Source organism: Actinomadura sp. KC06 (assembly GCF_004348735.1).
Classification (GTDB): domain Bacteria; phylum Actinomycetota; class Actinomycetes; order Streptosporangiales; family Streptosporangiaceae; genus Spirillospora.
Genome location: NZ_SMKT01000149.1, coordinates 1 through 21,806, shown reverse-complemented (window position 1 = coordinate 21,806; position 21,806 = coordinate 1). Strand labels below are relative to the sequence as shown.

Annotated in this window: 16 protein-coding genes and 3 pseudogenes; 5 read left to right on the top strand and 14 right to left on the bottom strand. The window is 69.9% G+C overall.

The window, feature by feature from the left end:
• The 5 genes from E1287_RS33505 to E1287_RS33485 all read right to left on the bottom strand — a co-directional run.
• Positions 1–763: ABC transporter ATP-binding protein (locus tag E1287_RS33505; RefSeq protein ID WP_131969291.1), on the bottom strand; the 763-nt coding region annotated here is incomplete at its 3' end.
• Positions 760–1,524, bottom strand: a complete 765-nt coding sequence (locus E1287_RS33500) for an ABC transporter permease (protein ID WP_131969290.1) — start codon at positions 1,522–1,524, stop codon at positions 760–762. The genes E1287_RS33500 and E1287_RS33505, both read right to left, overlap by 4 nt.
• Positions 1,524–2,993, bottom strand: a complete 1,470-nt coding sequence (locus E1287_RS33495) for a sulfatase-like hydrolase/transferase (RefSeq protein ID WP_131969289.1) — start codon at positions 2,991–2,993, stop codon at positions 1,524–1,526. Before E1287_RS33495 ends, E1287_RS33500 begins: the two co-directional genes overlap by 1 nt.
• 75 nt (positions 2,994–3,068) lie before the next feature.
• Entirely contained in the window at positions 3,069–4,232 is a 1,164-nt protein-coding gene (locus E1287_RS33490; protein WP_131969288.1) for an ROK family transcriptional regulator, read from the bottom strand.
• Positions 4,233–4,514: 282 nt separating this feature from the next.
• A complete protein-coding gene (locus E1287_RS33485) occupies positions 4,515–4,985 on the bottom strand; it encodes a sigma factor (protein WP_243719606.1) in 471 nt (156 codons plus the stop codon).
• A 572-nt stretch (positions 4,986–5,557) separates the two neighbouring features.
• Here E1287_RS33485 and E1287_RS45060 point away from each other — a divergent pair.
• A pseudogene (locus E1287_RS45060) lies at positions 5,558–5,971 on the top strand (amidohydrolase family protein); the annotation flags it as partial.
• Between the two features lie 21 nt (positions 5,972–5,992).
• Positions 5,993–6,612 (top strand): annotated as a pseudogene (locus tag E1287_RS44160) (aldehyde dehydrogenase family protein); the annotation flags it as partial.
• A 199-nt stretch (positions 6,613–6,811) separates the two neighbouring features.
• On the opposite strand, the gene E1287_RS33465 reads toward E1287_RS44160, so the two are convergent.
• Entirely contained in the window at positions 6,812–7,171 is a 360-nt protein-coding gene (locus E1287_RS33465; protein WP_165969318.1) for an MFS transporter, read from the bottom strand.
• Between the two features lie 104 nt (positions 7,172–7,275).
• Between E1287_RS33465 and E1287_RS44155 the strand changes: the two genes are divergently transcribed.
• The gene (locus E1287_RS44155; RefSeq protein WP_165969317.1) at positions 7,276–7,431 is read left to right on the top strand and encodes a hypothetical protein; all 156 of its coding nucleotides are present in this window, start codon (positions 7,276–7,278) and stop codon (positions 7,429–7,431) included.
• A 552-nt stretch (positions 7,432–7,983) separates the two neighbouring features.
• Here the strand turns inward: E1287_RS44155 and E1287_RS33455 are convergent.
• The 3 genes from E1287_RS33455 to E1287_RS33445 all read right to left on the bottom strand — a co-directional run bounded on the left by E1287_RS33455 (position 7,984) and on the right by E1287_RS33445 (position 14,760).
• On the bottom strand, positions 7,984–9,267 hold the full coding sequence (locus E1287_RS33455; protein WP_165969316.1) for an FAD-dependent oxidoreductase: 1,284 nt from the start codon (positions 9,265–9,267) through the stop codon (positions 7,984–7,986).
• A gap of 22 nt (positions 9,268–9,289) precedes the next feature.
• On the bottom strand, positions 9,290–13,090 hold the full coding sequence (locus E1287_RS33450; protein ID WP_131969284.1) for an amino acid adenylation domain-containing protein: 3,801 nt from the start codon (positions 13,088–13,090) through the stop codon (positions 9,290–9,292).
• 287 nt (positions 13,091–13,377) lie between these two features.
• Positions 13,378–14,760, bottom strand: coding sequence for a hypothetical protein (locus E1287_RS33445; RefSeq protein WP_131969283.1), 1,383 nt, complete (start codon positions 14,758–14,760; stop codon positions 13,378–13,380).
• Positions 14,761–15,391: 631 nt separating this feature from the next.
• Here E1287_RS33445 and E1287_RS33440 point away from each other — a divergent pair.
• Together E1287_RS33440 and E1287_RS33435 are read left to right on the top strand one after the other, a co-directional pair.
• Positions 15,392–15,835 carry a cupin domain-containing protein gene (locus E1287_RS33440; protein WP_131969282.1) on the top strand — a complete coding sequence of 148 codons (444 nt, stop codon included), beginning with the start codon at positions 15,392–15,394 and terminating at the stop codon, positions 15,833–15,835.
• 95 nt (positions 15,836–15,930) lie between these two features.
• A complete protein-coding gene (locus tag E1287_RS33435; RefSeq protein WP_131969281.1) occupies positions 15,931–17,625 on the top strand; it encodes a thiamine pyrophosphate-binding protein in 1,695 nt (564 codons plus the stop codon).
• Between the two features lie 77 nt (positions 17,626–17,702).
• Here E1287_RS33435 and E1287_RS45055 read toward each other — a convergent pair whose 3' ends face one another.
• From E1287_RS45055 to E1287_RS46650, 5 genes and pseudogenes are all read right to left on the bottom strand, one after another.
• The gene (locus E1287_RS45055) at positions 17,703–18,119 is read right to left on the bottom strand and encodes a hypothetical protein (protein ID WP_207934616.1); all 417 of its coding nucleotides are present in this window, start codon (positions 18,117–18,119) and stop codon (positions 17,703–17,705) included.
• A complete protein-coding gene (locus E1287_RS45050; RefSeq protein WP_207934615.1) occupies positions 18,119–18,274 on the bottom strand; it encodes a hypothetical protein in 156 nt (51 codons plus the stop codon). Before E1287_RS45050 ends, E1287_RS45055 begins: the two co-directional genes overlap by 1 nt.
• Positions 18,275–18,391: 117 nt before the next feature.
• A complete protein-coding gene (locus tag E1287_RS33425) occupies positions 18,392–19,585 on the bottom strand; it encodes an alpha/beta hydrolase (RefSeq protein ID WP_131969280.1) in 1,194 nt (397 codons plus the stop codon).
• Between the two features lie 118 nt (positions 19,586–19,703).
• Positions 19,704–19,841 (bottom strand): annotated as a pseudogene (locus tag E1287_RS33420) (ATP-binding cassette domain-containing protein); the annotation flags it as partial.
• Between the two features lie 60 nt (positions 19,842–19,901).
• The gene (locus tag E1287_RS46650) at positions 19,902–20,369 is read right to left on the bottom strand and encodes a YbgA family protein (protein WP_347814000.1); all 468 of its coding nucleotides are present in this window, start codon (positions 20,367–20,369) and stop codon (positions 19,902–19,904) included.
• Positions 20,370–21,806 lie beyond the last annotated feature (1,437 nt).

Here is a 21,806-nt window from a genome sequence, read left to right as displayed (position 1 = left end):
CTTCGGGGGTCGGGGCGGGGGGCTGGTGGTACACGGCCGTCCACACCTCCCGGCGGAGCACGTCGAACTCCGGCGACAGGCGGATCTCCTCGGTGCGGGGATAGGGCAGGCCCACGTCGATGATCTTGTGGATGCGGCCGGGGCGAGCGGCCATCACGACCACCCGTCCGCCGAGGTACACGGCCTCGTCCACGTCGTGGGTGATGAACATGACGGTCCGGCGCTCCCGGCCCCAGGTGTCGAGCAGGCCGTCCTGGAGCTGGACGCGGGTCAGCGCGTCGAGCGCGCCGAACGGCTCATCCATGAGCAGCACCGACGGGTTCACCGCGTAGGCGCGGGCGATGGCGCAACGCTGCTTCATCCCGCCCGACAGCGTCTTGGGGAGCGCGTCGGCGAAGTCGACGAGGTCGACGAGGTCGAGGTAGTGCTCGGCGGTCTTGCGCCGCTCCCGCTTCGGGACCCCCGCGATCTTCAGCCCGAACTCGACGTTCTTGCGGGCGCTCATCCAGGGGAACAGCGCGTACTGCTGGAAGATGACGCCGCGTTCGGGGCCCGGTCCCCGGACCTTCCTCCCGTCCACCTCGACGCTGCCCGCGCCCGGTTCGAGCAGGCCCGCGGCGAGGTTGAGCAGGGTGCTCTTGCCGCAGCCGGACGGCCCGACGACGGTGACGAACTCGCCGTCGCCAATGTCCAGCCAGACGCGGTCGAGCGCGGTGAACGTCTCGAACCGGTGGGTCACGTCACGGAATGAGATGTCGGTCATCGGCGCTCCTGCCATCCGGTCAGCCGGCGGTCGGCGAGCAGCAGCAGGCGGTCCATCGCCAGCCCGACGAGCCCGATCACCACCAGCGAGACAAAGATCGTCGGCAGCTCGTAGTAGAGCTGCGCCTGCTGCATGCGGTAGCCGAGCCCGCCCTGCGAGGCGATCAACTCGGCCGCCACGACCGTCGCCCAGGACGCGCCGAGCCCGATCCGCATGCCGACGAGGATGAACGGCGTCGAGGCCGGCACCACCACGTCGGTGAACAGCGTCCGGTCCTTGGCGCCCAGCACCCGCGCCGCGTTGATCAGCGTCTTATCGACCGAGATCACGCCCTGGTAGGTGGAGACCACCGAGGACAGGAACGCGGCCAGGAAGATCACGAAGACCTTCGGGGTCTCGTCGATGCCCATCAGCACGACCGCAAGCGGGATGATCGCCAGCGGCGGGATCATCCGGAAGAACTGCAGCCACGGCTCGAACAGCCCGCGCAGCAGCGGGTACCAGCCCATCGCGAAGCCGACCGGGACCGCGAGCGCGACGCCCAGCACGAAGCCGAGCAGGACCCGCCGCAGGCTGGCGGCCAGGTCGCTGAACAGGGTGCCGTCCTCGATCAGCTCCCGGGCGCGGCCGACGACCGGCAGCGGGCCGGGGAATCCGTCGATCCCGCTCTTGGACAGCCCGACCCAGACGCCCAGGCCCAGGACGGCGGAGGCGGTGGTCAGCGCGGCGGTGCGCGCTCTCCCCCGGAGGGCGGCGGCCATCACTCCACCTCGTCGGCGACGCCGTCGACGTCGGGCGCCCGGTCCCCGCCGATGTCGGACATGTAGCTCATCCAGGTGTAGGCGGGGTCGCCCCGTCCCACCAGCTCCCGGTAGAGCCGGACGGTCATGTCCCGGCGCACGGACGCGTACGCGGGGGCGGCGTAGACGTTGCGCAGCTCGTGCGGGTCGGCGTCCAGGTCGTACAGCTCGTTGACGCTCTCCGGGTTGAACACGAGCTTGTGGCGGCGGTCGCGGATCATCCGCTGCGAGTACGGGAAATGGTGGCCGTGGAACTCGGTCACCACCACAGGGCGCGGGTCGTCCTCCCCGCGGACCAGGGGCAGCAGGCTCCGGCCGTCGCAGGGGTCACCCGCCGGGAGCCCGGCCAGGTCGAGGATCGTCGCATGCAGGTCGATGAGGGTGGCGAACTCGTCCACCGCGCAGGGCGGCGCGCCGGGCACCCGGATGATCCCCGGGATCCGGTAGATGTCCTCGTACATCGCCGGGCCCTTGTCGTTGAGCCGGTGCGCGCCGGTGAACTCGCCGTGGTCGGCGGTGAACACGACCGCAGTGTCGTCCCACAGGCCGTGCTCGCGCAGCCGGTCGAGGATGCGCCCGGCCTGCTCGTCAATCATCGTGACGTAGCCCCAATAGACCGCGATGAGCTTGCGCCAGGCGTCGGCGTCGAAGTGGTCGGCCGACCAGTACTCGGCGTAGCGGCGCTGGACGTCCGGCTTGCCGTCGAAGGTCTCGGCCATGGACGGCGGCAGCGGCACGTCGGCGGGGTCGTACAGGTCGTAGTAGGCGTCCGGCAGCAGGTACGGCAGGTGCGGGCCGTACCAGCTGCACGTGAGCACGAACGGCTCGTCACCGGCGGCGTACTGGTCGATCAGCTCGATCGTCCGGTCCGCGAGGAAGGCCTCGACGGTCGCTTCGACGGGCTGTTCCAGGCGCCCGGCGATCAGGTGGCCGCGTCCGGAGTCGTTGGGGGCCTTGCCGAAGACGGCGTCCTTGACCTTGAACGGCGGGTGCCCCCGCTCCTTGAGCCAGCGCTGGTAGGACGGGTGGTGGAACGGGTTCAGGGCGCCGGGCAGGTGCTCGCCGTCCATGCCGTAGTACTCGGGGCCGCGCTCGCGCCCGATGTGCCACTTGCCGACGTGGCCCACGCGGTATCCCGCACCGCGCAGCGGTTCGACGAAGTTGGGGAAGTGGTCGTCCACCTCGTCCTTGCCGCCCCCGTTGCGTTCCGGGTTGACCAGCAGGCCGTGCCGGAACGGATGGGTGCCGGTGAACAGCGAGGCGCGGGCGGGGGTGCAGATCGCGGTCGGCGTGTAGAACCGGTCGAACCTTGCGCCCTCGGCCGCGACCCCGTCCAGCGCCCGGGTGCGGGCGACCGGGTTGCCGTAGCAGCCGAGCGTGTCGACCCGGTGCTGGTCGGTCATGAGGATCAGGACGTTGCGAGGGGACACGACGCTCCGTTCATTAGTCCCAAGGGTTTACAGAAATTGTTCTGACCGGGGTACTTTCCATTAAGTAGGTAGTGATCAGAGGAGTTCTGGGCCCGGGTGGGGCGGGCTGGGGTCCTGACCCGTGAGTACGAGGGCGATCGCCCCCATCGCGGACGCGGCCGGCCCGAGGTCCGCCGGGACGATGTCGAGCGTGCGCCGGGTGCCGGGCAGCGCCAGTTCACCGATCGCCGACCTGATGGGATCGAGGACCAGGCCGCCGAGCGTGGCGAGGTCCCCGCCCATGACGACCCGTTCCGGGTCGAGTTGGGCGACCGTCCCGGCGAGGACGGTGCCGAGCGTGCGGGCCGCGTCCACGACCACGGAGGTGACGGCTGGCGTACGGGCCTGCGCGGCCTCCAGCAGGTCGTCCGTCCCCGTCAGCCGGACGCCCTTGGCCGCGAGCGCGTCCAGCAGCGCGGGCATGCCGATCCGTCCCTCCAGGCAGCCGCGTCCGCCGCAGTGGCAGGGCGGCCCGGCCGGGTCGACCGACACGTGGCCGAGCTCGCCGGACGCGCCATGCGCGCCGCGCAGCAGCCGCCCGCCGGAGATCAGGCCGCCGCCGACGCCGACCGACCACCGCACGTACACAATGTCCTCGGCCGCCTGGGCGGCGCCCCACGTCCGCTCGGCCAGCGCGGCGAGCCGGGCGTTGTTGTCGGCCTCGACCCGCGCGCCGAAGGCCGCCTCCAGCCGCTCGACGGCGCGCCATCGCCGGTCCGGCGCGTCCATGACGCCGACCAGTCCGACGCCGATCGCCTCCAGCGCGCCCAGGCCGATGCCCTCGTCCTCGCACACCTTGCGGACAAGCGCGATGGCGAGGTCGGCCTGCTCGCTCTCGTCGGCGTCGGCCGCCGCATCGTCGGCGGCGGTCGCGACGATCTGCCGGGCCACGTTGGCGATCGCCACCCGGATCCGGCGGCGGCCGAGGTCGACCCCGATCAGCAGCCCGGCATCGGGGTTGAGGGACACCCGGGTGGGCGGCCTGCCGCGTTGCCGCGGGCGGTCGTCCGCCACCCCGGACTCGATCACGACCCCGCGCTCCATCAGCTCCGAAATGATCGCGAACAGGGTGGTGCGCGACAGCCCGGTGGCCTTGGTGAGCCGCGCCCGGCTCATCGGCCCCTCGGCCCGCAGCGTGGCGAGCACGACCTCCTCGTGGGTACGCCTCAACCGCTGCAGCGCGTCCGCCCGCTTCTCCATACCCGGAAGCATGAAGGGCCTTCCGGATTAATGTCAATACTTCGGACAAAATCATTTCCGAGGCCAGAACGCCGCCCGGGGCGAGGCTCAGGAGGTGGGCGGACCGGACCGGGTCGCCTCGCGGAGGACCGCCCAGACGTCCGCCACGGGACCCGCGTACCCGAGCTTTTCGGGGTTGATCACCGTGCGGATCGTCTGGATCCGCCCATCGAGGATGACGAGCCCCAGGGTGTTGAGAATCCTGCCGTCCCGGTCGCGGAGGATCGCGCCCCGGCTGGCCGTTCACCTGCCGCGACTCCACCACGCCCCGATCCGGATGAGCGACGGGAAGCGCGGCGGGCACCTCGGCCACATCCTCCGAACAGCAGGGCCGCCATCGACACTGAGTCGGCCAGCTCCGCCGAGCGCTCTGGGTCCTGGTAGGGGTCGGTCAGCAGCGGCTCGGGAAACCACGGCCCGGCGTACGTCTCCCGCCGCACCCGGGCAGAGCGCAGCACGTCGATGGAGATCCGGGTCACCACGGCCGACAGGAACGCCTTGGCCCGACTTCGGCCGGGCCGGGGACAGCTCGTGCCACAGCCAGGTCTCCTGGACCGCGTCCTCGGCCTCGCTCACGCTGCCCAGGATCCGGTAGGAGATCGAGAACAGCAGCGGCCGCAGCTCCTCGAACTCCTCGACCGGGTCACGGCGGCCCTTTCCCGTGGCCCTGCCGCCGGGACGGATGGCACGGCCGCGGTACCGGCCACGCCCCACGATCCCGCTCCCACCTGCCACGAACACCCGCGAGCGACCTGGAGTTCCACCGGCTCATCGCCGGTGCCTCGGGAATCCCCCTCCTGTGCTCACTCCTCGACACGATCACGGGCCCGACGATCCGCCCCCGGCTGACTCGCCGTCCTCGCTGGCTACGCGGTCATCGCGCTCCCCTACGGAGCGCTGGGACTGCAGCTCGGGTGCTGGTCAAGGGAGAGCTGGAGGGATTCTTCCTCGACGACACCTTCCTGTTCGGACACTTGGCCCTCGGCCTGGCCTGGGCCACCTTCCCGGCCGCGAGGCGCTGATCACGGGCTTCTACCGGGAGACCGGCCTCATCGACTCAAACACCTCGGTGACGACGTCAATAGCACCGACGCGTCTGTGGGTACGCCCGCCGCCATGGTCGGACTTTTGAGCCTCCTCCCCCGGCCGCGTGGCGAGCGACGCTCCACCCACCGCCGGCGTAGCGCGAGGCCACCCGGGCGCGGTCGGGTCGGGGAGGACTCCGGCACGATCAGTGTCCGGCGACGTCGAGCTGGTGGTGGCCGAGCCGGTCAGGATCCGGCGGTCTGGTCCCGATCGATGTCGGCGGAGGCTGCGTCCGGGAGCACACCCCGATCGACCGCGCGCGGGCGTTCGGGATCACGGCCGGGCTGAGCACCGACACCAAGACCGCCGGGGCCGCCGACCTGTTCACCCAGATGCGGGCGGGACTGGCCGCCCACCGCAGCCAGCTCGCCGAGGGACGCACGCGGTTCGCCGGCAAGCTCGACCCGTTCAGCGTCGCCGAGGTCTTCGCGATGGCCACCCAGGGTGGCGCCGACGCGCTCGGGCTCGGCGACCGGATCGGCAGCCTCAGCCCCGGGAAGTGCGCCGACGTCGTCCTAGTCCGCGCGACCGACCCCAACCTCTTCCCGGTCACCGACCCGGTGGCCGCTCTGGTCTGCTCCGCGCACCCGGGCAACGTCGACACCGTCCTGGTCGACGGCGTCGTCCGCAAGCGAGCCGGCGAACGCTGCATGGCCGTCAGCGTCGTGGTCGTGGTCGGCGACGTCGCCGACCAGCTCGTCCCCAAGATCGCCGAACGGGCCGCGGCCATCAGGGTCGGTGACGGCACCCGCTCCTGCGACATGGGCCCGCTGGTGACCGCGCAGCACCGCGACAAGGTGGCCGGTTACATCGACTCCGGAGAGAGGGACGGGGCGTCGGTCGTCCTCGACGGCCGTCACGTCCGGCCGGACGGGGCGGCGGACGGCTTCTGGCTCGGTCCCACGCTGCTCGACCACGTCACCCCGAGATGAAGGTCTACACCGACGAGATCTTCGGGCCGGTGCTGTCGATGGTCCGGGTCCGCTCCTACGACGAGGCCATGACGTTGATCAACGCCAGCCCCTACGGCAACGGCGCCTGCGTCTTCACCAGGGACGGCGGCGCGGCCCGACGGTTCCAGAACGAGGTCGAGGCCGGAATGGTCGGCGTCAACGTGCCCGTCCCGGTCCCAATGGCGTACTACAGCTTCGGCGGCTGGAAGAACTCGCTCTTCGGTGACACCCACGCGCACGGCACCGAAGGCGTGCACTTCTTCACCCGCGGCAAAGTGGTCACAAGCCCCTGGCCGGAACCCGCGCGAACCGCTCGCCTCACGGGCTTTCCGGGCGAACGTCCCTTACCTATGCGGGGGTGGTCTCGCGGACCAGCAGCGCCACCACGGCCAGCAGGATCGGCGTACAACAGCAGCGCGCTCTTCATGCTGCGGGTCGCGGCGGCGAGCGCGCCGCCGAGCCGCGGCCGAGCGCTCCGCCGAGGGTCTCGCCCACGGCGATCTACAGGGCGAACGCCGTGGCCATCAGCTCCCGGGGCACCGACTCGCCGGGCACCACATAGGTGATCAGCGTGAGCGAGCCGCCCGCCATCAGGCCGACGACCAGCGACGCCAGCAGCAGGGAGACCGAGTGAGCGAACAGGACGAAGAACAGCGGCACGAGCCCGCTGCAGATCACCGCCGCGAACAGGGCCGGTTTGCGCCCGACACGGTCTGACACCGCGGGGGCGACGATGCTGCCGAGCGCGATGATGCAGCCGTACACGGTGAGCACGAGCGTCGCGGTGCTCCGGGAGAGCCCCACCTCGTGCAGGTACGTGGGCGCGAACGCGCCGAAGCCGATGTTCGTGCCAAGACACACGGTCGCCGACAAGCGCCAGCAAGACGTTGCGGTTGGCCAGGACGAGACGGAAGTCCCGGGCCTTGACGCGCGAGGCGTCGGCGGCGGCCGTGCGGTCCTCGCGCATGAAGAGCACCACGAGGAGCGCCACGACGATGCCGGGAACGGCGACGAGCGGGAAGGCGAGCCGCCAGTTCAGCGCCGTGGCGAGCCCGATCATGATGCTCGGTGCCAGCGCGCTGCCGATGATCTGGCACAACGACCAGCCGGCCGCCCCATAGCCCGCTCTCTCACCGCCTACGATCACTGACCGCAACCACACCCCTTGGAATCAATCGTCTAGACAGCCGGGGAACTGCGGTCGCGCGATCCGCTACTTGATCCATGCCTGTTTCGCATCCCGGGCTGCGGGCCGCCCGCCTGGGATGCTCGTCGCCTTCTCGAAATGTTCGGCCTGTTCTACTTGACGCGTCCCTGCTGCGGTACGAGCGAGGGTTCACCGTCCTTGAGGCCGGTCGACGTCGTCCACCGCCTCCCAGTCGGGACGCACGAGACCGGCGGTTCACCGCCGCGCACGGTCGTGGCCCTCCTGGGGACGGCCCAGTCCCGGCACGGCGCGGTCATCGACACCGACACCGCGGGCACTACCGCTGCGGCGTGCTGCCGGCCAGCCTCATCCAATGGCTCCGCCCCCACCGATTGTCAGGCACGGCCTAGTGCCGAGGTGCTGGCCATAGGACTGTCCCTGGCGATGTACGTCTACGGCGCCAGCACATGCACCCGCGCGGTCGCCGCGGATAGTTGGCTCAACCACCGTATGGCGCGTACGTCCGCTACCTCGGCTGCGGGTGGGCGGTTCCCAGGATGGACACTTCCTCGCCGGTGACGCCGAGCGCGGTGGCGGCGGCGTAGCCGGAGCGGGTCGCGCTCTCTTGGCTGTCGATGTCCTGCAGATAGCTTCCCGCCAGAAGCACCGGTCCCGGATCGTTCCGTTGGACCGCGCGGAGGCGACCGCGGCTGCGTACCGCCTCCGGTGTCACGGACAGGTGCTCGAATGATCGCTCGGCGATGAGGTGGCGGGGTTTCTGCCTGTGGGTGGTCCAGCTCTTGAAGACGTCCGTCCCGTTGATGGGCCCGTACCAGGTGCTTGTCTCCGCCCACCCGTCGTGGATGAAGGTGGTGTTGGTGGACCAGTGCAGTCGGTCTCGCGGCATGTAGATGGGATCTCGGTGGACGGCGACCGAGGTGGGGACGTAGTCGAAGGATCTCAGCTCGGCTCGGTGCCGTTCGTAGCCGCGTGTGCGGGCCAGCAGGGCGGCCGCGGTGGGGGCGGGAACGGCCAGGACTGCCCGGTCGAACTCCTGGCGCCTGCCCGTGTCGTCGATCACGGTGACGGTCCCGCCGTCGGCGGCGACGTCCATGTGGCGTACCGGGGTCGCGGTACGGACGGGCTTGGCCAGGCGGGCGGCCAGTGCCTCGGCGAGTCCGCCCACGCCGCCGGTGAGGTTGTGGAAGACCGGCGCCTGGTCCGGTGCGGCGGGTGGGGTGCGGGTCACCCAGGAGATAGCGGCCCGCGCCGACATCCGGGCGGCCGTGCGAGTGTCGCAACCGACGAAGGAGGCCAGCCACGGGTGGATCAGCCCTTCGGCCCATGGTTGCGGGACGCCGGCGCGTTCGGTGAGCTCGGCGAGGGTGACGTTCCAGTCTCCGCCGTCTTCGAAGGACATGGCGTGCTCGACGAACCCGCCGAGAACCTGCCAGGCTTCCCCGGTGACCGCGTGGCGATCACCGGCGGCCTCCAGCGGGGCGTGCGGCGTCACCAGCAGCGGGTCGGCGCTGGTGGTGGTGATGGTCGTGGTCAGCGGGACGGGCACCGTGTGCTGGTCAGTGATCCCCAGCAGGCGGCGAAGCGCGGTGTGGACGGGAAAGGCGTCCGGCGCGAGATGCTGTGCGCCCACGTCGATCTCGATCCGGCGTCCGTCGACTTCGCAGGAGACGGTGTCGGCGTGCCCGCCGACCTTCGCTAGTTCCTCGAACACGGTCACCTCGTGGGTGCCGTCCAGCAGCCAGGCGGCGGTCAGTCCGGCGATTCCCGATCCGATGACGGCGATGCGCATGACCGAAATCCTCGATTCGCGGTCAGAGACGGTCGTCGGAGGCGACGGATGTCCAGTAGGTGCGCAGCACCGGCTCGACGCGTCCGGTGACACGTTCGATCTCGTCGGGTGACTCGCCGTCCTCGACGGCGGCGGCGACCACGTCGGCGGCGGCCCGCAGGACCGCGGGCGGGGCCAGCGCATAGCCGCGGACGTATCGGGTCACCTCGGGCGGGGCCACGTCGGGTCGCCGATCGAGTTCGCGCGCCAGTTCGGCGCAGACGGCGCACCACAGCATCAGGTCCGCCCGCAGCGCGGCGGCCGCGGCGCCCGGCCCGGTGTCGGCCGCCAGCCACGAGACGAAGTCGGCGAACGCAGTCGCGCCCTTGGTAGGCGTGACGACGCCGTCCCGGTCGATGCCGAGGGCGTCGGCCGCCGCGATCAGCCCCGGCCGCGCGCCGGTGATCGCCTCCGCGACGTCGTGGAACAGCGCACTCGCCGCGCTGTCGTCGAACCGTCGCGCGAGGCGTTCGAAGGCGGCGATCTCGGCGGGCTGGGCGTGCAACTCGGAGACCACGAAGCGCTCCAGGTGCTCGGCCCGCAACCGGCCGCCCAGGATCAGCGGGTACAGCGGGTTTTCGCGCACGTGCGCCGCCAGGCGGGGCTGGAGGTGTTTCACCCACTGCCGGATCTCCTCGGCGTTCCCGGGCACCAGTGGTATCCGAGCCCCCAGCTCGCCGCCGGGCTCCTCGGGGGGCGGGTTGAGGAAACCCGAGGAGATGAAGTAGCCGAGGTAGCGGTCGACAAGGCTGGCGTCCACGGGCGGCAGATCGAGCCCGGCGTCGTCTGTCGCGCGGATGGTGTTGGTCCGGCTGAACTCGGGGAACGTCTCGGCGAAGTACATCTCCTTCACGGTGAGCGAGGGATCCGAGGAGTTCTCGTTGAACATCAGCATGAACGGCGTCATCGGATGGTGCGGGTCCTGCTGGCACCGCTCGGTGACGGTCTTCGCCCAGTCGGCGTAGGAGATTTCCTGGACCGGATAGCCCATGTTCCGGAGCCGCTCGTCCACCAGGCTCAGCCGGGCGTCGTTGGGGTTGGTCAGGTTGTAGGCTCTCCCGTCCGGCGACTGGGTGCGCAGAATGTGCACGATGGCCTCGGCGGTGTAGTCGACCGGGACCAGGTCCAGCGGCAACTCCACCCGGGGTGAAAGCCCCGTCTCGGCGATGGTGCGCCACCAGGCGCACATCAGCGTGTCGGTGTTCCACACGCCGCGGTCGCGGGTGCCGCTGATCTCATACGGCCGGTACACCGCCACCGGCAGCCCGCGCCGTCCGGCCTCGGCCACCAGCCGTTCGGCCACCCACTTGCTCTCGGCGTACCCCAGCGAAATGTGCTCGGGGTAGGCCAGCGGCCGGTCCTCCATCACGTAGCGGTCGTCGGCGACACCGTAGCCCACAAGGGTGATGATGGTGGAGACGTGGTGGAAGGGCGTGAGCCGGTGCCGCGTGGCCAGGTCGAGCAGCGTCCGGACGCCCTCCACGTTGGTGCCGCGCAGCTGCTGGTAGGTGTAGGCGAAGTTGATCAGTGATCCGGAGTGGACGATGGCGTCCACACGGGCGGCGAGCGCGTCGAACTCGGCTTCCGACAGCCCCAGCAGCGGACGCGAGGTGTCGCCCACCAACGGCACGACGTGGTCGCGCACCCGATCGTAGTCGAGGCCGTAGCGGCGCATCCGTCCAGCGATGCGGCGTCGGGCGTGGTCGGCATCGTTGGCGCGCACCAGGCACAGCACCCGCTCGGTGCCCGCCGCGACCAGCCGGTCCAGCAGGAAGACCCCGAGGAATCCGGTGCTGCCGATGAGCAGGACGTCACGTGGAGCACCCGGGGCGTCGACCGGCGGCGCCTCGGACGACATCGAGGCGGGCAGGGCGGCGTCGGCGAGCAGTTCGTCCGCCGACGCCCCGGCGCCGGCCGGTGCGGCGTTCTCGGCGTGCCGCAGGCGGTCGATCTTCTCGGCGAGCCCGGCGACCGTGGGGGACTTCAGCAGCTCCCCGACCAGGGCGCGGGCGTGCGCGCCGTCGACGCCGAGCTGTCCGCTCACGGTGGAGACGACCTGCGTGGCCTGCAGCGACTGGCCGCCGAGGTCGAAGAAGTCGTCGTCGCGGCGAACGGTGCCGACGCCCAGGACACGCCGCCACGACTCGGCGATCGCCTCCTCGGTCGCGCCGTGCGGCCGTTCCTCCGCGGGAACCTCGTCCTGTTCCCGGTGGTCGGCCGTCTCCGACAGCGCCGCGCGGTCCACCTTGCCGCTGGCGTTGACCGGCATGCTCGCCACGACCTTGACCTCCTGCGGCACCATGAACACCGGCAGCCGGTCCCGCAGGTACTGGCGCAGCCGCATGGGCAGCGACCGCGGCGTCCGCCCGGCACCGGTGTCCTGGTCGGCGACGACCCAGCCCAACAGGTGGTCGGTGCCCTCGCGCACCGCCACCACCGCCTCCTTCACGGCCGGATGGGACGCCAGCACGATCTCGATCTCGCGCAGCTCGACCCGGAAGCCCTTCAGCTTCACCTGCCGGTCGCGCCGCCCGAGGAACTCGATGACGCCGTCCGGACGCCAGCGCGCCATATCGCCGGTGCGGTACAGCCGTCCCTCACCGGTGCCGGAGAAGCGGTCGGGCACGAACCGTTCGCTGGTCTGCTCCGGGCGGTTGAGGTAGCCGAGCGCTACGCCGTCCCCGCCGACCCACAGTTCGCCCTCCTCTCCGGGCGAAGCCGGTGAGCCATCGTCGCGGACGACGTAGGCCGTCGAGTTGGAGATCGGCCGGCCGATGGGCACCGACTCGGCCTCCGCCGGAAGGTCATCGATCACGTGGGCGGTGGACAGGCAAGTGTTCTCGGTCGGCCCGTAACCGTCGACGAGCTGCCCGGGTTTGCCGTGCACGAGGACCGCGCGCACGGCGGCGGGGTTCAGTGCGTCCCCTCCTGCGATCAGGCAGCGCAGGCTGGAGAACATCGCGGGCCGGTCGGCGGCCATCTGGTGGAACAGCGCGGCCCCCAACCACATGACCGTCACCCGCCTGGCGCGGAGCAGGTCCTCCAGTTCGGTCGGCGCCAGCAGTGTGTCCTGGGTCGGCACGATCATCCTCGCCCCGTTGAGCACCGTTCCAAACAGCTCCAGCACCGACATGTCGAACGTCAGGTTCACGGTGCCGCAGACCACGTCGGACGGCTGGTACACGATGAGGTCGGTGTCGCGCACGAGCCTGACGACGCCTCGGTGAGGGACCACCACCCCCTTCGGCGCGCCGGTGGACCCCGAGGTGTACATGACATAGGCGGGTGACAGCGCGGTCCGCTCGGTCGTCTGCGGCCCTTCCGGATCGCCGTCGCACGCGTCGACCTGCACCACCTGCACGCCAGATGGAACCAGGGGAAGGTGGTGGTCCTCGGTCACGACCAGGCGGCAGCCGGCGTCGGAGAGGATGGTGGCCACGCGGTCGGGCGGGAAGGTGACGTCCACCGGCACGAAGGCGCCGCCGGCGCGAAGGATGGCCAAGATCGCGACGTAGGCGTCAACGGACCGCTCCATCAACACACCGACCGTGTCCCCCGCCCCGACCCCGCGCGCCTGGAGGCTGGCGGCCAGAGCACGGACTCTGCCCCGAAGTTCCCCGTAGGTGACCGGCGGGCCGGTCTCGGGTTCGAACGCGACTGAATCGGGAGACCGAAGCGCGACCTCCTCAAAGAGATCGTCGACCAGGGCGTCGCGCGGATAGTCGGTCGCCGTGGCGTTCCATGCGCGGACCTGTTCGGTCCGGAACGGTGTTCTGGTGGTCATGTTTCGTCCTCCTCTGCTACCTCGGCCGCACTCAGAAGCCTTCGCGGTCTTCCTGGGGACGTGACCGTCGCGCTACCAACTGCCGCGCTCCCAGTACGCGCGATTGAGGACCGGGCCGGCCGTGGCCCGCCTGGCTTCATGCGACACGGGGCAAACTCGCCGAGCCGGGGGCCGGTAACCACGAAGGCGGGGGGAAAGCGGTCTAGTCTCGCCGCGATCTTGACAAGGGTGGCGCCGAGGCGGTCCCATGCCGTTCGGCCCGGCCAGATCTGGTTGGCCGCAGCAAACTAGACCGGCGCGGCTCGCTGAGCAGTTCCGAGGGCATTGGCGGCCTGGGCTGCTCGCTGAAGTAGCGCGCGAGCCGCCTGATTCTTGCCGTGGGGCCGGAAACGTGCTCGAAGACCGGTCAGGGCACCGCGCACTCGCGCGCTGTGAATTTGGGAACAGTCGTCCAGGAAGCGGTGTGCTGTGGCCACCGCTTCCTCCAGGAGTCCTTGTCCGAGTTCGAGTTCCGCCATGCGGGCGAGGGTGATGGCGCGGGAGCGCCGCTCGGCGGCCGACCAGAGTGGCAGCGCCTCCCGCAGGGCCTCAAGTGCCGCCCCAGGATCGTGCAGATGGGCATGCACGGTCGCCTTCTGGAAGGCTAATGCCGCACGATGGTAGGACCCCACCGAGTGCGACGGCGTGTCGAGGGCGCGGTCGAGCAGTTCCTCGGCCTTGCCGATCTCGCGCAGGGCCCGCCGCCTGGAGCCGGTCGACGCGAGCGCCACCGCGACCTGCCCCGACACCGAGGCCCTGGTCAGAACGGTCAGGCGCGGGGAAACGGCCGACTCGGCCAACTGGAGGGCCGGCCGGAAATGCCCGAGAGAATGCGCCTGAACGCTCATCGCCCGCAACGCCCAGGCGAACTCCTCACGTCGGCCGCCGTCTGAGGCGATGAGCAGGGACGTCCGATAGAACCGCTGGGCAGGGCCCTGTGCGTGATCGTCGAAACTCATGAAGCCGCACAGGTGCGCGAGCTGGCTGCACACGGCCATGAGCTCACCCCGGGCGCGGCCATCGAGGGGCGCGTTGAGCCAGGGGCCGACCACGTGCGCCAGAAACGCCGACGCCGGAGCGCGCATGACACCGCCCCCGTAACTTTGATCAACCATCGAGAGCAAGCGCACCACGATGGTGGCCAGCTCCAGCTCCCGCCCCGCCATCCGCGCCGTCCACCCCACGGGACGATCTCGGTCGCCCGCCCCTCGCAAGTCCGTGACCTGTGGGCGCCCACCACCCGTTCGCCAGACCGGGACTTCGCACGCGGCCAGCCGGTAGACGCACACACGCCGCGCGGCCCGCCGGTCCGCGCCCGCGGCCGCGGCCAGCTCCGCCAACTTGGCGGGCAGACTCCAGCCCCACCACACATCCGGCTCGCCCGCGAACCCGGCCTCCGCAGCGGTCACCGATCTGCCCAGACGCCGGGAGAGCGCCTCGGCGACCAGGGCAGGACCCGGGTCGCGTGGACGCGTCCCCGACACCCACTGGGAGACCGACGCGCGGCCATATCTCAACCCGAGCCCGGCCTCGGCTCCAACGACATTGACCGCCCGGGCCAGATCCTGGCCCGTCCATTCCGCTTCGGCAAGCAGAGCGCGCAGAAAGTCATTGGAGGGCCCTCGAGCCACGCCATTCATCTGATTCCGGCCAATCCGCCGGATATTCCGACCCAATCCAACCTCGCACACGCATAAACTTTCGTCAACCTCGCAAATCAAGGTTCGTTCCGGATTCGCGCTACCGGCGCGGATGCAGCAACACTTTCGAGCATGGAGCGTCAGCGGGACGGGTGCGGCGTCACCCATCTCGGCCGGGACTCGCGCCGAAGATTATTCCCCGGCGGAGAGCCCGTTGATCATCTCGACGAACGAGGCCAGAGATCCGAGTCGGCCCTGAAAGTCGAGGCGAACACTCGGCGACCGCTGCCTACAGTGTCCGGCGAAACGACACGGGGCCGCCGCCATGACCTCCGGGCCGCAACATCGAACGATCAGCCCAGCCATTAAGAACGGGAACTGAACTGGTTTTGGTCGACCGCTTGAGGCATGATCCTTACTGACACCTCCGGGAAGGCTTGATCAGAAAGCACCCGCACGGTCCGCCAAATGGCTGGCACGTCGCTTGACCAGGCGCTTGAGTGCCGCAGTGACAGCTTTAGACTAGCGCGTCTCTGTGGACCTCGTGGACGGTCGACAGTTTCCATAGTTTGGCCGCCAACGTCCGGGGTATCGCGCAGCAAATGCGCCCTCCGCAGGAATCATGAACAGTTCAGGGATCATGGAAAAGCAGTCACTAAAAGGGACGCACCATAACCGGCAAGAAGGTCCTTCACCCAGTGGTGTGATCATTGCCGCGGGAACCGTCGAGGAAGCGTTGCCGCACCTCGGACGGGACGCCTCGACCATCGTCATGCGCAAAGTGATCGTGCCTGCCGGCGGGTCGACCGGCTGGCACTACCATCCGGGGCCACTGCTGGTCGTCGTCTCCTCCGGCACCCTGACCCATACGTTCGCGGACCTGTCCCGCCAGGTCGTCACCCGCGGCCTGTGCGTGGTCGAACCGGGTGGGCCCGGCAACGTCCACATCGGCGACAACCGGGAAGCGACCCCGCTGGTCATGCACGCCGTGTACTTCCTGCCCCTGAACTCACCGCTCTCGGTTCCGGTGCCGCCGCCACAGGCGGCGTGGCGGGCTCCGACATGACCGGAAATGACGTGGGCGCGACGGCAAGTTCCGTGGCGACATGTGCCGCGCCTGCGTCCGGCCCAGGCTTCCCGACAGCCCTGTGAGGTGAGGCGATGATGAACAGTCGAACGGCGGCGCATCTGCTTCTCGATTTGCTCGGCGAAGCGGGTGTGTCGCGGATCTTCGGTGTTCCGGGCGGGCCCTTGCTGTCGCTGCTGAACGTCATGGCCGAGCGGCCAGGCATCGACTTCGTGCTGACCAAGCACGAGGAGGGGGCGGTGTTCATGGCCGAGGGGCATGCGCAGGCGAGCGGCGAACTCGGTGTCGCGTGCGTGACCGCCGGCCCCGGCACCTCACACGCGGTCACAGCCGCGGCCAGTGCCACAAGCGACTGGGCCCCGGTGCTCGTGCTCGGCGGCCAGGTCGCGACGGCCACGTTCGGACGCGGCGGACTCCAGGACGGAAGCGGCGGGAACTGGAGCATTGATTCAGTCGCCATGTTCCGTTCGGCCGTCAAACTCTCAGCAATGATCACCACACCCGAACAGGTGCCTCACCTTGCCCTTCGGGCCATCCGAACAGCGACATCCGACCTGCCCGGAGCGGTCTACCTCGGACTACCAAGCGACGTGCTCGACGCTCCCGCCCCGCCACGAGGCAAGCAGCGGGTTCTGCCGGCACCGCCGCCAAGGCGCGCTGATCGGGCCCAGATCGAGGCACTGTCGGAGGCCGTCGCCACCGCCCACCATCCGGCGATCTTCGCCGGACAGGGGGCGAAGGTCGCCGGTGCGGGCCCCGAGATGGTCACACTCGCCGAACGCCGCGGCATTCCGGTCGCGACGACAGTCAAGGGCAAGAGCGTCTTCCCCGAAGATCACCCGCTGTCCCTGGGCGTCTTCGGCAACTACGGCGGGAGCCCGGAGACCCACAACGCGATCCTGTCCGAGGACGTCGACCTCCTGCTGGTTCTCGGCAGCAGCCTGGGGGAAGTCTCCACCTTCGGATGGGACGAGCGGCTCACGGCCGGACGTACGGTGTGCCAGATCGACGCCGACCCTCTGCAGCTGGGCAGGAACTTCCCTGTCGACCACGCGATCGTCGCCGACGTGCGGTCCGCGCTCAAGGACATGCTCGGTATCGTCCGCCCGCTGGACACTCCACGTCCCGGCGGTCCGGCCCGTTCGGCGCCGGCCCGGCCCGGTGACCTCCAGAAGGGGCACCGGGTCCTGCGCGCTTCGGTCGTCACCGCACGGCTGAACGATGCGCTGCCCGCTGAGGCGCTGATCTTCGTCGACAACGGCAACGCCCTCTGCTGGATCGGGGAGCGTTACCTTTCCCGGCCACCTGGCGAGATCTTCTGCTCCATCAACGTGGGATGCATGGGCTACGCCATCCCAGCCTCCGTCGGTGCGAAACTGGCACGACCGGACCGGCCGGTGATCGCGCTCGTTGGAGATGCCGCATTCGCAATGGGCGGAATGGAGATCCACACCGCTGTCGAGCAGGACCTGAACGTGATCTGGATCGTGCTGAACAACGGCGGCAACGCGATGGTCACCAATCTCCAGGAACTTCTCTTCCGCAAAGCGCCGGGCTCGTCGTACTCCCGGCCTTTGGACGCCGCGGCGGTGGCGCGCGGGCTAGGAGCGAACGCGGCCGTGGTATCCACCCTTTCAGAGTTCGACCAGGCGCTGGCTACGGCCCTCCAGCACAGCTCCCCTTGGCTCATCGATGCGCGCGTCGATCGCGACGAGATCGCGTGGTCCCTGCGCGGACGCGCCGAAGTCCTTCGAGGGGCGCAAGTATGATTTCATTTCATCCTCGGTGCTGTGGGTGGCGAGGTGGGTGCGCTGCACCGGGCTGGCGGCGGGCGGCCTGGAGTTGTTCATGTTCCTCGGGCACGACGATGCGGCCGTCCAGCTTGTTGGGTTGGGATTGTGGACGTTTTCCCATGGTGTTTCCTCGTCCTGCGGGCTTCTGTGGGGAGCAGGTCGGCGCTGGACGCGGCTTCGGTGCGCCGCCCGAGGCTGCGGTCGTCCGCTGAGAAGGTGGGGATCGCGCCGCAGGAGGCTTTGCGGGCGGCGCAGTGGAGGGTGGCCAGGACGGCGGGGCCGAGGACGAGGATGGCGGCGGTGTTGGTGATGGCGCGTCTGGTGTCCCATCCGGCGGTAGAGGTGAGCAGGGTGAAGACCGCGAATCGGTGCAGGTTCTCCGGGACGGGGTCGCCGGGGACGTAGGAAATGTGGCCGTCGTGGTAATGGACTTCGGCGCCGGTGATGAACGGCCAGAACCACAGGTTCATCAAGAAGCCGAAGGCGTAGCGACGACGATGCCGTAAATGACCAGCATGGCGATCTCGGCTTTGCCGGTGACGCGGCGGGGCAGCAGGTCGGCGCCCATGCGAGCACGACGGTGCACGATGTCGGTGGCGGCCGGGAGCAACGACACCATCCGCATACCTCAACCCTAAACCGACAGGCACCTCCGCATATCGTCGCGACTTCGCCGCTTCCATCACCATCACACCGCCCGCTGGCCCGGCCGGGCGGGAGTCGCGGGTGGTGTTCGGGATGGCTACGGGTTGTGGAACCGCACCTCGGGGTTGTCTCGCGACGGGCCGTTCAGCAGGCGCTGCGGGACGTGCCGCAGGTGCAGGTCGAAGAAGGCCCCGACGTAGTCACGGACGATCTCGTCCGAGCGCGTGCCTGCCAGGCCCGGCCGCGGACCGGACGGCGGCAGGCCGAGCTGCTCGCTGAGCACGGGCACGTCGCAGAAGGTGAAGTGCTGCGAGCCGGCGATGGTCAGCCATCGCCTCCAGCCGTCCAGCCGCCGCCATGTCCGGTCCCACGTCTCGTCCTCGCCGCCCGGACGGCTGGTCTCGTCACCGAGCATGAGCAACGGCCGCCCGCCGAGGCCGCCGTCCGGCACGGGGTCGGCGAAGGAGCCGTCCATGTTGACGCCCGCCCGCATCCGGGTGTCGCGCGCCATGGCCGACGCCGCAGCCGCGCCGCCCAGCGAGTGCCCGGCCATGCCGATCCGCCGCCTGTCGATCAGGTGCGCGTGACGCCAGGCCGGACGGTGGCCGGTCAGCCGGTCCAGGACGAACGACACGTCCAGGCCCCGGCCCACGGTGGCCCTTCTGAAGTCCTCCTTGGTCTTGGTCTTCGCGCAGGCGAGGCAGGTCAGCATCCGGCCGCCCGGGAACTCCGTGCCCACCGACTCGTAGGCGTGGTCCACCGCGGCGACGACGTAGCCGCGGCTGGCGAGCTCCTCTGCCAGGCCGGTGAGGGTGTAGCCGGACACGCTGAAGCCGGGGGAAAGCACCACCAGCGGGCGGTGTCCCGGCAGGGGCCGCGCGTTTATCCGGGCGTTGGTGCGCGTGGCGCTCAGCGTCTTGGCCGAGACGACGCCGTCGAGGTCGCGGTCTTTCAGGAACAGCCGGGCCTCCTCGGTGGTGGCGTATCCTGCGCGGGCACCGGGACGGGGCAGCGCCGGATAGTACATGCTGAGCATCAGTTCGCGGGCGCTCGCCCCGGGGGCCCACGGGTCCTTGCGCCTGGCATCGACCAGGTGCAGCCTCGAACGGCCGACCACGTGCGGGCCGGTGGGACGGGGGAGCCGCAGCCGCACGTCCTCGCCGCTGCCGGGCACGGCCGTAAGGGCCGCCGTGGGGGCCGACACCACCGAGGCGGCGCTGGCGGCGGTGACAGGCACCGACACCGCGAAAGCCAGTACGGCGACGTTCATCCTGCGAAGAATTCTGGTCATGTACCCACGCTAGGTCGCGCCCCTCACCGGGCGCGTCAGCCTTGCGGCTGCCGCCGACCGCCCCCGAGTTCGACAGCGCCGTAGTCCCCCAGGCTGACAACGACGTCTGCCGCCGCCTGGCCTTGACGGCCTCGGGCACCGAGCCGCCGAACACCGAGACGGCGCCCCGGTCAGGCCGGAGCAGTCCAGTGATCACGGAGATGGTCGTCGACTTCCCGGCGCCGTTGGGGCCGAGCAACGCAACGGTTTCGCTGGGCGTGATGTCCCGAACGACTTCGCCGGTCCCCGGAGCCGCAAGCTCCGGGCAGTGGACAGTCTAGAGGTGGTGGCGGAGGACGAGGGCGCCGGGGAAGGGGCTCAGGTAGGTCTGCCGGGTCAGGTAGTCGAGGTCTTCGCCTTCGGCGTGGTGGCGTAGGAGGGTGATGGGGATGCTGGGGGGTGCTCGTCCCTGCCGGTAGGTTTCGATGGCGTCCAGGACGTCGTGCCGGCGGGTGTCGTTCAGCCGTTCCCGAGGGATTCCGAGGATGTGCTGGAGGGCGTTGACGTGGCGGCCGCGCTTGGGCCGGGCGGCGAACGCCTTGTTGAAGCCGTGGCGGTAGTCGGATTCCAGGATGCCGCGGGGCCGGGGGCTCGCTTGCGCGACGACGCGGCCCAGGCTCTGGTAGGTGGACGGGTCGTGGGCCAGAAGCTGTTGTTTGTAGCGGCTGTGGAAGGCGACGAGGTCGTGGGGGGCGCCAGTCGGTGGAGGAGAATGTGCGGAGCTGGGCGAGCATGACTTGAGCACGTATCCGTCGCGGTCGGCGAGGTCGGGGATGCGGGTCGGCCAGTGTCGTCATCGCCTCGGTGTGGTCGGCGGTCCCGTCCTTGGTGACGATGCGTCCGTCGGTGCGCAGTCGCAGTGGGGGCCAGGCGCGCCGAGTCTGATCTCCATCTCCGGGCAGACGGGAACCCAGTCGACGTGGGGGTGAGCAGGTCGATGAGGAACCGGTCGCGGCTGTGGCCGCGTTGTGGCGGACGGGTGCGCTTAGCAGGCAGTTGGACACCGCTAGCCTGAGCGAGAAGAGGTTGAGGCATGGGCCATCGAACTGCGTCGCCGGTATGCTCGTAGCACGGTGGGGAACACCCGGGATCTCCTGTCCACCATCCTCGGCGACGCCTACGAAGCAGGCCTGGTCGACGTCAACGCTGCCGCTCGCCGCCGAAGACGAGGCAAGGTGATCGATCAACGCGCCCAGACCGTTCAAGAGCCACGACCGTGGGCTACACCGCTGGAAGCGCTGCTGATCGCCGAACGATGCGCTGTGCTGACCGGACGGAACGACGACTTCGTCATGTGGACGGTGTGCGCCTGGTGCGGCCTGCGGTGGGGCGAACTAATGGGCTTGCAGCGCCATCATGTCCGGACCGACACGTTGGCCGTCGAAACACAACTCGATCACAAGGCCAACCCGGTTCGGCTCCGTCCCCCGAAAGAGGGGTCTTACCGCAACGGCAACCCGCACTACTTCGGCGCCGTGGACCTACCATCATTCCTGGTAGAACTGCTCGCGCGGCACATAGCCGAAGGCTCAGTCGGGCCCTGCGATTGCCCCTGTGGGGGCGGAGACTTCCTGTTCCTCAACCCCCGCGGAGGACACCATGTCCACCGCTCCTACGACGGCTTCCCCTGGTTGCCCGCCGCCGCAGGATTGAATCCCGCCCGCCGGGTGCAGCCTGGGCGGTCCAGAGGCGCCGAGGCCCGGCCCGTCCTGGTCGACATGGCCTCGGGTTGGCCCGGCCGTCCCCTGCGGCCCGCGTGGCCCGCCGCCACCGGGCCCGATTGGGCGCCACCGAGGGTGAGGGGGGCATCCCCCACTACGACCTTCCCATCGTGGACGCCCTGGCAGTGGACTGCCCCCGCTGCGACGCTGCGGCAGGTGAACCCTGCAAGTGGCCCGCCGGGGGTCGCAGCCGGCACCGACCTCGGCTCGCCGCTGCCACCGCCGCCGGGCATGTCCAGCAGATGGAGCTCGCGTCGTGGGTACCGATCATCACTGGCTTGACGCCGCACGGTTTTCGGCACTCCCAGAGGGTCTGGCTGGACGATATCGGCACTGTCAATCCCCTCAAAGCGTGGAGACGGTGTTATGCCACTTCGGCCCTGAGCTGGGCGGTTGACGTCCTCCGCGCTTCTGCCATCTGACGCTCGAATGTGATCGGGGCGAGCCCGTCGTTGGCGCTG